This window comes from Hymenobacter sedentarius (assembly GCF_001507645.1).
GTDB lineage: Bacteria > Bacteroidota > Bacteroidia > Cytophagales > Hymenobacteraceae > Hymenobacter > Hymenobacter sedentarius.
Map to the genome: position 1 here is coordinate 2,935,458 of NZ_CP013909.1, position 13,381 is coordinate 2,948,838.

Consider the following 13,381-nt stretch of genomic DNA (forward strand, 5'->3'; position numbering starts at 1 on the left):
CTTTTGCTATGCTTCCAGCCTATTCTCCCTCCGCCCCAGCCCCGCCGGCTGCCCCCTCCTGGCTGGCCCGCTACCAAGCCGTGCGCGCCCAAAGCCAGGCGCTGTGCGCGCCCCTGCTGCCCGAAGACACCGTGGTGCAGCCCATGATAGACGTGAGCCCGCCCAAGTGGCATTTGGCTCACACCACCTGGTTTTGGGAAACCTTCCTGCTGAAAGAATACGCGCCCGGCTACCAGCTCTTCCACCCAGATTACGCGTTCCTCTTCAACTCCTACTACAATTCTCTGGGCTCGCGGGTGAACCGCGCCGACCGGGGCACCCTGTCGCGCCCGCCCCTGGCCGACGTATTGGCTTACCGCGCCCACGTAGATGCCGCGCTGGCCACCCTGCTCAGCGCCGAAGCGGCCCTGCCGCCCGCATTCTACGAGCTGCTGGAACTGGGCCTGCAGCACGAGCAGCAGCACCAGGAGCTGCTGGCCACCGACATTAAATACATTCTCAGCACCAGTCCACTGGCGCCCGCCTACATTGAGGAGAATGAAGAATCAGGAATGAGGAATGAAGAATTGGCGGGTGCCGATAATTCCTCATTAAGCGAAGCGTCCTGGTTGGCTGTGCCCGGTGGCATTTACCGGGTGGGCTTTCAGGAAGAAGGCTTTTGCTTTGATAACGAGCTGGCCGCGCATGATGTGCTGGTGGCTCATTTTGAGCTGCAAAACCGTCTCGTTACCAACGCCGATTACTTGGCGTTCATCGATGCCGGGGGCTACCACGACTTTCGCTACTGGATGGGCGAGGGCTGGGACCTGGCCCAGGCACAGGGCTGGGAAGCGCCGCTGTATTGGGTAAAGCGCGACGACACCTGGTACCGGTTCACCCACCACGGGCTGCAGCCGGTAGCGCTGAACGCCCCCGTCACCCACATCAGCTTTTACGAAGCCGATGCCTACGCTAACTGGGCCGGCGCCCGCCTGCCCACCGAGGCCGAATGGGAAACCGCCGCCCGCTACTTTGGGGCCACTACCCGCGGCGGCACCTGGCTGGAAAGCAGCCTGCTCGACCCCCAGCCTCTGCCGGCCGACGCTGACCCTGCCGCTTGCCACCAGCTGCTTGGCGATTGCTGGGAGTGGACATACTCTGCCTACCACGCCTACCCGGGCTATGCGCGCGCTGCCGGCGCCCTGGGCGAGTACAACGGTAAGTTTATGGTGAACCAGCTGGTGTTGCGCGGGGGCTCCTGCGCCACGCCCGAAAACCACATTCGCATCAGCTACCGTAACTTTTTCCATGCCGACAAGCGCTGGCAGTTCACCGGCATTCGGCTGGCGAGGTCATTTAACAGTTAACAGGTAACAGTTATCAGTTCTTTTACCTGTGCGCTTTGCGCAACCTCGCGGTGCTTCTCTTTTCTTTTAAATTAACGGCCTGTGAGCAAGCGCAAGGGCTGGTAAAAATGTTCATTGTTAAATGGTAACTGTACTAAGCGACCTGGCCCAGCACGTGGCCAAGGGCCTCCGCCAGACTCCCAAGGCCATTTCGTCGATGTATTTCTACGACGATGCCGGCAGCCGGCTGTTTCAGCAGATAATGGAGCTGCCGGAGTACTACCCCACGCGGGCCGAATTCTCCATTTTTCGGGAACACGGCGCTGCCATCGTGGCTGCGTTAAGCCCCGAAGCAGGGGAGGAGTTTGCACTGGTGGAGCTGGGCGCCGGCGATGGAGCCAAAACCAAGCTGCTGCTGCACGAATTGCTGGAGGCCGGCCGGCCGTTTACCTACGTGCCCGTGGATATTTCCGAAGGCGCCATGACGGGCCTGGTCGCCGCACTCAGGCAGGAGCTGCCGGAGTTGCAAGTGGCTCCGGCCGTGTCGGATTACTTCACGGCCCTGCACCAGCTGCGCACCCGGCCTGGCAGCAAGGCGGTGCTGTTTTTGGGCTCCAACATCGGCAACTTCCACCCGGCCGAGCGGCTCAGTTTCCTGAGCCAGCTGGCCGCTCCCTTAGCGCCGACCGACCGGCTGCTCATCGGCTTCGACCTGCAAAAAGACCCGCGCCGCATCCGCGCGGCCTACGACGACGCCCAGGGCGTGACGGCCGCGTTCAACCTGAACCTGCTCACCCGGCTCAACCGCGAACTGGGCGCCGATTTCGACCTCGCCCACTGGCAGCACTACACCGATTACAGCCCCCTGAACGGGGCCGTGCGCTCCTTCCTGGTGAGCACCCGCGCCCAGCAGGTGCACATCGAAGCGCTGGACGAAACCTTTGATTTCGCGGCCTGGGAAGTCATTCACACCGAGAACTCCTACAAATTCACCCTGCCACAGATTGAGGAGCTGGCCGCCTCGGCTGGGTTGCGGGTGGTGACTGCGTTTACCGACGCCGAGACCGATTTTGCCGATGTGGTTCTGGCTACGCAGGCGGAGTAAGTCGCTTGAGTATTAAGGCTGCAAACGTCTGTCATGCAGAGCGCAGCATTTCGCTTGGTGTAGTGACTTAATCGTCCGTCATACAGAGCGCAGCGAAACATCTTCTAACCGCTGAACGACTCGTGCTGACCGGATAAGATGCTTCGCTGCGCTCTGCATGACAAATGGTGCGAGTGAGGCTTCAGCTAGCCCAACTCAACCCTACTTTTACTCAATAAAGAAGTCCAGTGGAAATGATAAGCTTAGCATCTGGCTACGGAGATTTTGCAGTGCCCGCAGTGGCGATGGAAGCCGCCATCACAGTATTAGCCAGTGCCCAGCAGCGCCAGGCACCGCTAGCCGTGAGCCCGGCTGCCGGCACACCCGAGCTGCGCGAAGCGTTAGCCCAACGTTACCGCCAGCGCGGCGCCAGCCGCGTCACCGCCGAGCAAGTGCTGGTGACAGCCGGAGCCAAAACGGGCCTATTTGCCTTGCTCAGCGAAATGCTGCAGCAGGGTGATGACGTGCTGCTGCCCACACCCAACTGGTTCGGATTTTATGAGCTGGTTCGCCGGGCAGGAGGAATGCTGCGCACGCTGCCCCTCGCAGCGGCCGACAATTATGCCCTAAGCCCCGAAACCCTGCGGGCCAGGCTCACGCCGGCGACCCGGCTGCTCATTATCAGCAACCCCAACAACCCCACCGGCCGGGTGTACTCGCGGGCCGAATGGGCGGCGCTGCTGGCCGTTACCCGGGAGTTTCCGCAGCTGTGGGTGCTCAGCGATGAGATTTACGAAGGCATCTGCTTTGGCGCGGAGCCCGTTCCTACGCTGCTCGCCTTGCCCGACCCGCACCAGCGGCACGTGGTGGTGAGCGGCTTCTCTAAGTCTTTGGCGTTGGCGGGCTGGGGCGTGGGCTGCCTGGTGGCGCCGCCCGCGCTGGCGCGCCGCGTGGCGGCCCGGCTGTTTGGTACCGGCGTGGCCGTGCCGGTTCTAGCTCAAGCGGCGGCTCTGGCGGCTACGCAGCACGCCGAAGCCATTGGGGCGGGGCTGTGCGCGCAGCTGCTTCCCACACGGCATGTATTGCTGAGCGGGCTGGCGGCGTTGCCCGGGGCAGCTACGGGGGTGGCGCCCGAAGGCACATATTATGTGTTCGCCGATTTCACCCGCTTTCTGGACCCCGGGCTGCCTGCCACCGAAGCTTCGGCTCAACTGGTACGGCAACTGGCGGCGGGCGGGGTGGAGGTAGTAGACGGTGCTAGCTGCGGAGCGCCCGGTTTTGCGCGGCTTTCCTATGCGGTGCCCGAGGCGGCGCTCCGGCAGGCGTTGGCCCGAATGCGGGAAGTGTTGGCTCCACTGGCGGTCTAAAAACTTTCTCACCCCGGAAATACCTGGTTATCGCCGGGCCCGAAAGCCCGCGGCCGTACCTTTGTGCCCGGCGCGTTTGCCGGTTGATTTTGTTGTTTAAGTTGGAAAACCTTCGTCCGCATCTGCGCCCCACGCTGCTGCTCGCCCTGCCCGTCATGCTGTCGCAGCTGGGCCACGTGCTGGTAAATTTTGTTGATTCCGTGGTCGTGGGCCACATCGGCAAAGTGCCGCTGGCGGCCGTAGGCGTGGGCGTGAGCACCACCAGCGTGCTCCTGGTGCTGGGCGTGGGCCTGAGCATGGGCAGCGTGCCGTTGGTAGCCGCCGCTGACGGCCGCCGCGACTTGCCCGAGCTTGGCCGCCTGCTGGTGGCCTCGGTGTGGACCAACGCGCTGGCCGGGCTGGTGCTGGCCGGGTTGGGCCAGCTGGTGCCCCCGTTTCTGCACCTGCTGGGCCAGCCCCCCGAGGTGGTGGCCCTGGCCGGCCCGTGGGTGCAGGTCATCAGTTTGTCGCTGTTTCCGCTGATGGTGTTTCAGGGCTTTCGGGAGTTTGCCGAGGGGCTGGGGCTCACGCGGCAAGCCATGTGGCTATCGATATTGGGCAACGTGCTCAATGGCCTGCTCTGCTACGCCCTGGTATATGGCCACCTGGGGCTGCCGGCCATGGGCATGATGGGCTCGGCCTGGGCCACGCTCATGGCCCGCGGGCTGATGGCGGCCTTCATGGCTACCTACGTGCTGCGCGCCAAGCGCCTGCGGGCCGAGCGGGCGGCCGTAACCAGCTGGCTGCCCGTGGGCGCCACCGTGCGCCGGGTAGTGGACCTGGGCGCCCCCATCGGGGTGCAGATGGCGCTGGAAGTGGGCGCGTTCGGCTTGTCGCTGCTCATGGCAGGCTGGCTGGGCGTGACCACCGAGGCGGCGCACAAAGTGGCCATCGACGTGGCCAGCATGACGTACATGGCCGCCAGCGGCATTGCCGCGGCGGCCACCATCCGGGTGGGCAACCTGCGCGGGGCCGGCGACCTGAACGCGGCCCGGCACGCCGGCTTTGCCGCGTATTGGCTCACCTTTGGGTTCATGGGCACCATGGCCCTGCTGCTGATTTTCACCCGGCACCTGGTGCCGTACATCTACATCAGCGACCCGCAGGTGGTGGCGCAGGCGTCGACGCTGCTGCTCATTGCGGCCCTGTTTCAGGTATCCGATGGCTTGCAGGTGGTGGGGCTGGGCGCGTTGCGCGGGCTGGAAGACGTGAAAGTGCCTTCGGTGGTGGCCTTGCTGGCGTATTGGGCGGTGGCGCTGCCGCTGGGGTATTTCCTGGGCTTCAAGCTGCACATGGGCGCACCCGGCGTGTGGACGGGCCTGCTGGTGGGCCTGAGCATTGTGGCCACAGTACTGCTGCTGCGCTTCCGCCGCGAAACCGAGCCGGATTTTGCCGCGGCCCTGCCCGCCGCGGCCGAAGAGCGGGCCACGGTGTAGCCCAGCGCCACAGGGAACTCGGAAAGTAATTTCTGTAGTTGGGACAATTTTTGCAGGGCGGCACGTGTTCAGCCGCGGAGCTCGGACTTTTTCCCACCCTACCATTTTTATGCTTTCTTTTTTAACCTCCTTTCTGGCGGCAGCCACGCTGTTCCAGGGCCCGGCGGCGAAGCCTGCCCAAGCGGCTCCCGCAGCCGCCAAACCCGCGGCGGCCCCTATTGCCTGGTCGGCCAACCGCCCGCTCACCGTGGCCGATTTTCTGAGCCGGCCCAAACCCTACGAGCGTCTGGCCGCCCTCACGACTACCGATATAAAAGCCGGCGCCGCTTGCCGCGACTTCGTGTTTACCGGGACCGTGCAGGCCACGTTCGACCCGAACACCTCTTGGTTTCGGGACCCCAAGAACTTCACGCCCGCGCTGCTGCGCCACGAGCAGATGCACTTCGACCTGACGGAAGTGTACGCCCGCATCATGCGGCAGAAGCTGGTGGCCTTTCAGGCCAAAGTAGATTGCACCAAGCTGCAGCCGGCCTTCAACAACTTCACCAAGAGCGTGTACGCCGAGTGGGACCGGGAGCAAAACCGCTACGACGTGGAAACCAACCACGGCCTGAATGCCGCGAAGCAGGCATACTGGGAAAAGCAAACCCAAACCAAGCTGGCTCAACTGCAGGCTTTTGCGGCCCAGGAATAGCTTTTGGATATAAGCCGTTTGGGCGCCTTGCGCTACATTCGTCCATGCCCGACGCTACTTTAACCTGGACTGAATTTGAGCGCGTGGACCTGCGCGTGGGTACCATTCGCGAGGCCCACCCGTTTCCCGAGGCCCGCCGGCCCGCGTACCAGTTGCTGATTGATTTCGGCCCGGAGATTGGGCTGAAAAAATCCAGTGCCCAAATCACGCACCACTACACGTTGGAGGCCCTCGTGGGCCGCCAAGTGGTGGCGGTGGTCAACTTTCCGCCCAAGCAAATCGGCAAATTCCGCTCCGAGGTACTGGTAACCGGCTTTGCCGATGCCGACGGCCACATTGTGCTGGCCGACGTGGCCGGACCGGTGCCGAATGGCAGCCGGCTTATTTAGCCGGCTGGTTGTGCTGCGGCTCCTTGCTGTAGGCGGCACTGGCCGGGTCGAGCTTCTTTTCGCGCCGGCCCAGCGTATCAATCACGGCCTTGTAGATGTCGTCGAGGTCCTTGCCGTGGATGAAATAGTAGCGGTAGCTGCGCTGAAAAGCCGAATCGGTGGCCGCGCGCCTGGCGAGTAGCTGCTTTTCCTGCGACAGGTACAGCGCCCGGGCCGAATCGGGCTGGAGGCGGCTGCTTTCCACGCGCGCTTCGAGCACGTGCAAGTCGGCGAGCAGGGCTATCATCTTTTCTTTGGGGAGCAGGTCGGCGGGCTTGGGCGGCTCTTCGGGGCGCTGGCACGCGGGCAGGACCAGCAGGAGGGAGGGCAGCAGCACGCCCAGGCAACGACGACGGAATGATTTCACGGGGGCAAAGTTACTCCCAAGCCGTAGCTTCGCCGCCATGAACCCCTCCGTGCCCCCGGCCCTCACCGCCCTGGTGCGCCGCCTGCGCCACCTCGAAATCCGCATTCGCAAGGCGGTAGAGGCCCAGCTACAGGGCGATTTTCACTCCGTATTCAAAGGCACGGGCCTGGAAGTCGACGATGTGCGCCTCTACCAATACGGCGATGAGGTGCGCGCCATCGACTGGGCCGTGTCGAGCAAGGGCCACGGCACCTTCGTGAAAACCTACAAAGAGGAAAAGGAGCAGCAGGTGCTGGTGCTGCTCGACGTGAGTGCCTCGCTGGAAGTGGGCGACGGCCAGCGCCGCAAGCTCGATGTGGCCCGCGACATTGCGGGCCTGCTCGCGCTATCGGCCGCCCGCCAGGGCTCGGCGTTGGGCTTGTTTGCGTTCTCCGACCAAAAAGAGCTGTACCTGCCGCCCGGCAAGGGCCCGCGGGCCGCGTACGCCCTCATCCAGCGGCTGTTTGCGCTGCAGCCCCAGTCGCGGCGCACGGGGGTGGGCGCGGGCATCCGGCAGGCGCTGGGGCTGCTCAAGCGCCGCAGCCTGGTGGTGCTGATTTCGGATTTTATCGACGGAAACTACGAGCGGGAGCTGGCCATGCTGGCCCAGCGCCACGACCTGATAGTGGTGCAAACCCTGGCCCCGCGCGAGCGGGACTTCCCGGCCCTGGGCATTGTGCCCCTGCGCGATACCGAAACCGGGCAGGTGCGCTGGGTCAACACCTCGTCCGACGATTTTCGGGCCCACGTGCAGTCCAATGCCGACTACCAAGAGGCGCAGCTGGTGAACATCTGCCGCCGCAATCGCACGGGCTTTGTGTCGCTGAGCACCGAAGGCGACTTCGTGCCGCAGCTGGTAAACCTGTTCCGTCACCGCCGACAGTCTGGCCGCCGTGGGTAAGTACAGCAGCATTGGCAAAGCCGTGAGCTGCCTGGCGCTCAGCCTGCTGCTCGGCAGCCCGGCCAGGGCGCAGGCGGGTCCCCCGGCAGGCCTGCAGGGCCGCTTTCTGAAGAAAACCGTGCTGGTAGGGGAGCCGCTGGACTATGAGCTGAGGTACGAGCACGAGCCGGGCCTGGAGGTGGTATTTCCGGACTCGCTGGCGCGTTTTGCGCCGTTTGAGTACACCGGCAAAACGTACTTCCCCACGCGTACCCGCCAGGGCCGCAGCCTCGACCGGACCATTTACCACCTGCGCACCTTTCGCCTCGATTCGGTGCAGTCGCTGGCCCTGCCGGTGGCCGTGCTGCGGGGCCCCGATACGCTGAGCGTGGCGCCGCCGCCCAGCCAGGTTCGCCTGCGGCGCACTGCCGCCTCGGCGCCGGCCACGGCCGACCTCCCGCCGCTTCGCCAGAACCTAACCCTGGTGCCCGTCGAGCCCGTGTTTAATTACCCGTATTGGCTGGCGGGGGCGGCGGTTGTGCTGCTGCTGCTGGGGGGCGGGGCGGCACTGTTCCGGCGGCGGCTCACGCGGCGCTACCAAGCCTACAAGCTGAGCAAAAACCACCGTTACTTTCTGGCTCAATTTGCCCGCCACGTGGAGCGGTTCGACTTATCCCGCTCGGCCACCAACGTGGAGCGGGCAGTGGTGCTCTGGAAAAACTACCTCGCAGGACTGGAAAACAGCGAGTTGAGCTCGTTTACCACCCGCGAAATCGTGGCGTACTTCGAAAACGACATTGACGTGCGCAATGCCTTGAGCGCGACCGATAAAGTGATTTACGGCAACCTGCAAACCGAAGACGCCAAAGAGGTGGACCGCGCCTTTCAGCGCCTGCGGGGTTTTGCCGAACGGCGCTATACCTCGCTGGTTGGGTAGCCTACGCACAAATGGTTCGTTGAGCTAATCTGCTGTCATTTATTCGGCTGTCATATAATCGGCTGTCATGCCGAGCGCAGCGAAGCATCTTATCAGGCCAGCATGACTCGTTCAGCGGGGATAAGATGTTTCGCTGCGCTCGGCATGACAAAAGGCGCGGTAGCGACAACAGTGGTTTAGCTCAACCCGAAGAACAACGACTGCTACTGAAGCTCGAGCCTCCCAGCATTCATTTCCCCATAATGCCACAGGCGCCGCACCGTGGCGACTTCCTACCTTCGCGGTTGCTTGAACGACTTTTTTAACCTTCTGCGCTACACCACCCTGGCCGGCTACCAGTGGCAGGAGCCGCGGTTGCTGCTGCTCATCGTGGCGGTGCCGCTGCTGTTTGTGCTGCGCCGGGTGCTGGCCCGCCGCCGGGCCCAGGTGGGGGTAGCTTTCGGCCCCGGCCTGCTGCCGCGCGATTGGGTGGCGGCCTTGCGCTTCGTGCCCGATGTGGTGCTGGGCCTGGCGCTCAGCTTTGGCATTGTGGCGCTGGCCCGGCCCCAGCGCACCGACGAGCGGGTGGAGCAGTCGGGCCGCGGCATCGACCTGGTGCTGGCCCTCGACGTGTCGGGCTCCATGGAAATCCAGGACCTGCGGCCCAACCGCCTGGAAGCGGCCAAGCGCATTGCCACCGACTTCCTGAAAACGCGCGTGGGCGACCGGCTGGCCCTGGTGGCCTTTGCCGGCGAGGCCTTCTCGCTGGCCCCCCTCACCACCGACTACGACCTGCTGCGTGAAGACCTGGCCGCCCTGCGCGTGGGCATGATTAAGCTCGACGGCACGGCCATTGGCACGGCGCTGGGCGTGGCCACCAACCGCCTGCGCGAGTCCACGGCGAAGTCGCGGGTGTGCATCTTGCTGTCCGATGGCGAGAATAACGCCGGCAGCCTCGACCCGCTGCTGGCCGCCCAACTGGCCCATGCTTTCGGCATCCGCATCTACACCATTGGGCTGGGCAAAGACGGCTTTGTGCCCTACGGGCAGGACTCCTTGGGCCGCACGCGCTATGTGCAAACCCGCCTCGACGAAACCACCATGCGCCAGCTGGCCTCGGCCGCCGAAGGCCAGTTTTTCCGGGCCACGGACACGGCCGGCCTGCGCGAAGTTTTCAAGCAGATTAACCGCCTCGAAAAGTCCGAAATCAAGCAGCTGCGCTTCCGCAATACCAAGGATTTTTACCTGCCGTACCTGTGGCTGTCCATCGGCCTCTGGCTGCTCTGGCTGGGGCTGCGAAGCACGTTTTTGAGCAATCCACTGGAGGATTAACGTAGTTCGTTGTTATTAAAAGCACGTCATGCTGAGCGCAGCCGAAGCATCTCGCGTGGAGGAGTAATCCAATCGTCAGGATTAGTGACTGCACGTGAGATGCTTCGGCTGCGCTCAGCATGACGGTATTATTTCACTCGTTTAAAAATGTCCATCGCCGACAATATACACCGCATCGAAAAGGAGCTAGCTGGCACAGGAGCCCGGCTGGTCGTGGTTACCAAAACGCACCCCGTCGAGAAACTGCAGGAAGCGTATGACGCCGGCGCGCGCATGTTCGGCGAAAACCGGCCCCAGGAAATGGCGGCCAAACAGCCCAACCTGCCCGCCGATGTGGAGTGGCACCTCATCGGCCAGCTCCAGACCAACAAGGTGAAGCTGCTGGCGCCCTTTGTGCACACCGTGCAAAGCATTGACAGCCTGAAGCTGCTGCGGGAGCTGGATAAGCACGCCGCCGCGCACCACCGCGTCATCAACGGGCTGCTGCAGTTCCACATCGCCCAGGAGGAAACCAAATCCGGCCTGACGCTGGCCGAAGCCGAAGAAATGCTTACTTCGGCGGAATACAAACAGCTCAAGCACGTGCGCCTGACCGGGGTGATGGGCGTGGCCACGTTCACTCCCGACGAAACCCGGCTGCGTCAGGAATTCCGGCAACTCCGTGGGTACTTCGAGCACTTAAAAGCGGCCTATTTCGCTTCGGAGCCAGCGTTTTGCGAAATATCGATGGGCATGAGCGGCGACTACCCGCTGGCCGTGGCCGAAGGCAGCACGCTGGTGCGGGTGGGCAGTGCCATCTTCGGCAGCCGCGGCTAAGCCAGTCCGGGCGGCAGGGTAGGGCCGGGGCGGGCCGCACGGCGGTCGAAATTCTCCTATCTTTCCCGCTTCTGCTGCTCTTCCGGTTATGTCCACTGCTGCTTCTGCTACGTCGCCTCCGCCAGAGATTCAGGCGAACCAGCACATCTACGACGACTATTTCGAGGAAGAGTTCACCCGGTCGGTGGACGAAAACATCCTGCAGCTGCTCGACCGCGTGTGGTTCCGGTCCGAGCTGGTGGGCTTCGAGCCGTTTCCGCAGCGCAACAACCCCGACCGGCCGCTGATTTTTGCCAGCAACCACTCCGGCATGGCCTTCCCCTGGGATGCCATCGTGGCCCTGTCGCACTTGTTTCGCTACCTGCCCGAGCACTCGTCGATACACGACCTGCCGCGGCCCCTCTCGGCCCCGCTGCTCTCCAAAACGGCCCTGATGAACCCGTACCTAATACGGAACTTCTGGAAGCGCTGCGGCGCCGTGGATGCCACCACGCTCAACTTCGAGACCATGATGTACTATCAGGAGCACAACCTGATGCTGTACCCCGAGGGCGTGGCCGGCATTGGCAAGGGCTTCAACCGCAAGTACCAGCTGCAGCGCCTGGCCACCAGCATGGTGCGCCTGAGCGTGCTGCACCGCACGGACATCGTGCCCTTCTACACCATCAACGCCGAATACCTCAATCCCTACGCCTACAGCATCCCCTGGGTAAACAACCTCACCAAGAAAATCGGCATTCCGTTTTTGCCCATCACGCTGCTGCTGCTGCTGGTGCTGGTGCAGCCCTGGGCGTTCTACCTGGCCTTCCCGGCCAAGCTCATCTTCGTGATGGGCACCCGCATCCGGCCCTCCGACCTCACGGATAAAGCCCCGGCCGAGATGACCCGCGACGACTACCTGGCCCTGTCCGAGCAAGTGCGCCAGAAAATGCAGGTGGAGCTGGACGCTGCTGTGCTCGCCCACGGCCAGAAGCCCTACCGCTGGGGCGAGCTGTGGCAGCGCATGAAGGAAAACCGCCGCTATTTCCCATTCTTCCTGCCATTTGCCTGGCCGGCCGTTTTCACCGAGTTTGAGCGGCTTTATGTGAAGGAAGGTCACCGGGATTTTCGTATGAAGCTCGACCGCCCGGGCGCCTGGCTGCGTATGCTATGGCGCAACCCCATTACGTTGGCTTATTTCGTTCCCTTGCTCGGCTGGATTCCGCTGGCCATCAAGGGGTACCGGCACAACAAGCTGGGGCACAAATCCTAGGGTTTCTAATGTTTAAAGCATAAGACGAATGCCTTGGTAATCGGGTGATTACCGAGGCCCATGTATCTCTACGACCAGCGTACTCTAATCGTTTGTCATGCTGAGCCTGCGAAGCATCTTATCACGATTGAACGAGTCGTGCTAACCTGATAAGATGCTTCGCTGCGCTCTGCATGACAAAAGGCGCCGAGCGAGATGCTTTTTGCTGCGCCGACACCGGCTAATCCCGGCGTTCCGAAGTTGCCCGTTGAAGTTGCCAAATACCGCTCTGCCTCCCGCATTTATCCCACCCAATGCCCTCTTTCCAGCACCTGCTGCTCAAGCAGCTTCTCACCGCGGCGGCGGCCCCGCTGGCCCGGCACAAGCCCAGTGTGGGCGCCATTCGCCTGGCCATGGAGGCCGGTTCGCTGTTTCAGTTCATGCCCTGGAAAGTACACCTCGAGAGCCTGAAGCTGGATAAGCGGCTCGAGGCGGAATGGCTGCGCCCCCGCGGCGCGCATCCCAAGCGCGTGATGCTGTACCTGCACGGCGGGGGCTACGTGCTGGGCTCGCTCAATACCCACCGCAGCCTGGTGGGCAGCCTGGCCGAGCGCTGCAAGCTTAACGTGCTCACCATCAACTACCGCAAGGCGCCCGACCATCCGTTTCCGGCGGCGCTCGACGACGCCAAGCGCGCCTACCGCTGGCTCTTGCGCCACGGCCACGAGGCTAAAGACATAGTAGTGGCCGGCGATTCGGCCGGCGGTGGGCTGGCCCTGGCGCTGCTGCTGGCCCTGCGCGATGCCGGAGAGGCCCTGCCCGCCGCCGCCGTGTGCCTCTCGCCCTGGACCGACCTGAACCTGCCCATCACGGCCCTGCGCCGCGTGGCCCGGGAAGAAGGCCTCCTGCTCGAAGCTCTGCAGATGCGCACCTGGGGCGTGCTCTACGCCCACAAAACTGCCCTCGAGCACCCGCTGCTTTCGCCTGCCCAGGCCGATTTGCACGGCTTGCCGCCGCTGCTCATCCAGGTTTCCACCGCCGAAGTGCTGTACGAAGACGTGGTAAAATTCGTGGATAAGGCCCGGGCTGCCGGCGTGAAGGTGACGCTGCAGCCCTTTGAGGGGCTGGTGCACTGGTGGCACCTGTTTTGGCGCATCGTGCCCGAAGCCCGCCAGGCCCTCGACCAGGTGGCCGGCTTCCTGGAGCAGCTGTGGGCCGCGCCGCCGGCCGCCGCCATTGCGTGGCCGGCGGCCGCACCGCGGCGGGCTGCTTCGGGCCGGAAGGCTGCGTAAATAGCCTAGGATGAAGGCGTTGGCGCAGCCATTTTTTTGGCTTTCATGGTAGTATTCAGAAAAATAATTCTTGATTTTGCCGCTTTAGCACTACATTTTGAGAAAAGCGGCGTAAACAGCTCGATTTTACTGCGT

At 63.4% G+C, this 13,381-nt stretch carries 13 protein-coding genes; 12 read left to right on the plus strand and 1 reads right to left on the minus strand.

Features of this window, described 5'->3' with window-relative positions:
• The first annotated feature begins 8 nt into the window (after positions 1 to 8).
• The 6 genes from egtB (at position 9) to AUC43_RS12135 (ending at position 6,334) form a co-directional block, all read left to right on the plus strand.
• Complete coding sequence (gene egtB / locus AUC43_RS12110) at positions 9 to 1,346, plus strand: ergothioneine biosynthesis protein EgtB (protein ID WP_068193748.1); 1,338 nt, start codon at positions 9 to 11, stop codon at positions 1,344 to 1,346.
• Between the two features lie 121 nt (positions 1,347 to 1,467).
• Positions 1,468 to 2,430 carry an L-histidine N(alpha)-methyltransferase gene (egtD, locus tag AUC43_RS12115; RefSeq protein ID WP_068193753.1) on the plus strand — a complete coding sequence of 321 codons (963 nt, stop codon included), beginning with the start codon at positions 1,468 to 1,470 and terminating at the stop codon, positions 2,428 to 2,430.
• A 233-nt stretch (positions 2,431 to 2,663) separates the two neighbouring features.
• A complete protein-coding gene (locus AUC43_RS12120; protein ID WP_071885900.1) occupies positions 2,664 to 3,776 on the plus strand; it encodes a pyridoxal phosphate-dependent aminotransferase in 1,113 nt (370 codons plus the stop codon).
• Positions 3,777 to 3,877: 101 nt separating this feature from the next.
• On the plus strand, positions 3,878 to 5,251 hold the full coding sequence (locus AUC43_RS12125; RefSeq protein WP_233254000.1) for an MATE family efflux transporter: 1,374 nt from the start codon (positions 3,878 to 3,880) through the stop codon (positions 5,249 to 5,251).
• A gap of 109 nt (positions 5,252 to 5,360) precedes the next feature.
• Positions 5,361 to 5,945, plus strand: coding sequence for a DUF922 domain-containing protein (locus AUC43_RS12130; RefSeq protein ID WP_068193764.1), 585 nt, complete (start codon positions 5,361 to 5,363; stop codon positions 5,943 to 5,945).
• A gap of 44 nt (positions 5,946 to 5,989) precedes the next feature.
• Entirely contained in the window at positions 5,990 to 6,334 is a 345-nt protein-coding gene (locus tag AUC43_RS12135) for a tRNA-binding protein (protein ID WP_068193767.1), read from the plus strand.
• Here the strand turns inward: AUC43_RS12135 and AUC43_RS12140 are convergent.
• Positions 6,327 to 6,740, minus strand: coding sequence for a DUF4296 domain-containing protein (locus AUC43_RS12140; RefSeq protein ID WP_157781054.1), 414 nt, complete (start codon positions 6,738 to 6,740; stop codon positions 6,327 to 6,329). The genes AUC43_RS12135 and AUC43_RS12140 overlap by 8 nt on opposite strands.
• Before the next feature lie 37 nt (positions 6,741 to 6,777).
• Here AUC43_RS12140 and AUC43_RS12145 point away from each other — a divergent pair, with 37 nt between their 5' ends.
• The 6 genes from AUC43_RS12145 to AUC43_RS12170 all read left to right on the plus strand — a co-directional run bounded on the left by AUC43_RS12145 (position 6,778) and on the right by AUC43_RS12170 (position 13,246).
• Positions 6,778 to 7,680 carry a DUF58 domain-containing protein gene (locus tag AUC43_RS12145; RefSeq protein WP_068193773.1) on the plus strand — a complete coding sequence of 301 codons (903 nt, stop codon included), beginning with the start codon at positions 6,778 to 6,780 and terminating at the stop codon, positions 7,678 to 7,680.
• Entirely contained in the window at positions 7,673 to 8,596 is a 924-nt protein-coding gene (locus tag AUC43_RS12150; protein WP_068193775.1) for a hypothetical protein, read from the plus strand. The genes AUC43_RS12145 and AUC43_RS12150 overlap by 8 nt, the downstream gene beginning before the upstream one ends.
• A 288-nt stretch (positions 8,597 to 8,884) precedes the next feature.
• The gene (locus AUC43_RS12155) at positions 8,885 to 9,907 is read left to right on the plus strand and encodes a vWA domain-containing protein (protein ID WP_068193778.1); all 1,023 of its coding nucleotides are present in this window, start codon (positions 8,885 to 8,887) and stop codon (positions 9,905 to 9,907) included.
• Positions 9,908 to 10,054: 147 nt separating this feature from the next.
• The gene (locus AUC43_RS12160; protein ID WP_068193782.1) at positions 10,055 to 10,723 is read left to right on the plus strand and encodes a YggS family pyridoxal phosphate-dependent enzyme; all 669 of its coding nucleotides are present in this window, start codon (positions 10,055 to 10,057) and stop codon (positions 10,721 to 10,723) included.
• An 88-nt stretch (positions 10,724 to 10,811) separates the two neighbouring features.
• A complete protein-coding gene (locus AUC43_RS12165; protein WP_068193786.1) occupies positions 10,812 to 11,975 on the plus strand; it encodes a lysophospholipid acyltransferase family protein in 1,164 nt (387 codons plus the stop codon).
• Between the two features lie 293 nt (positions 11,976 to 12,268).
• On the plus strand, positions 12,269 to 13,246 hold the full coding sequence (locus AUC43_RS12170) for an alpha/beta hydrolase (RefSeq protein WP_068193790.1): 978 nt from the start codon (positions 12,269 to 12,271) through the stop codon (positions 13,244 to 13,246).
• Positions 13,247 to 13,381: the final 135 nt, after the last annotated feature.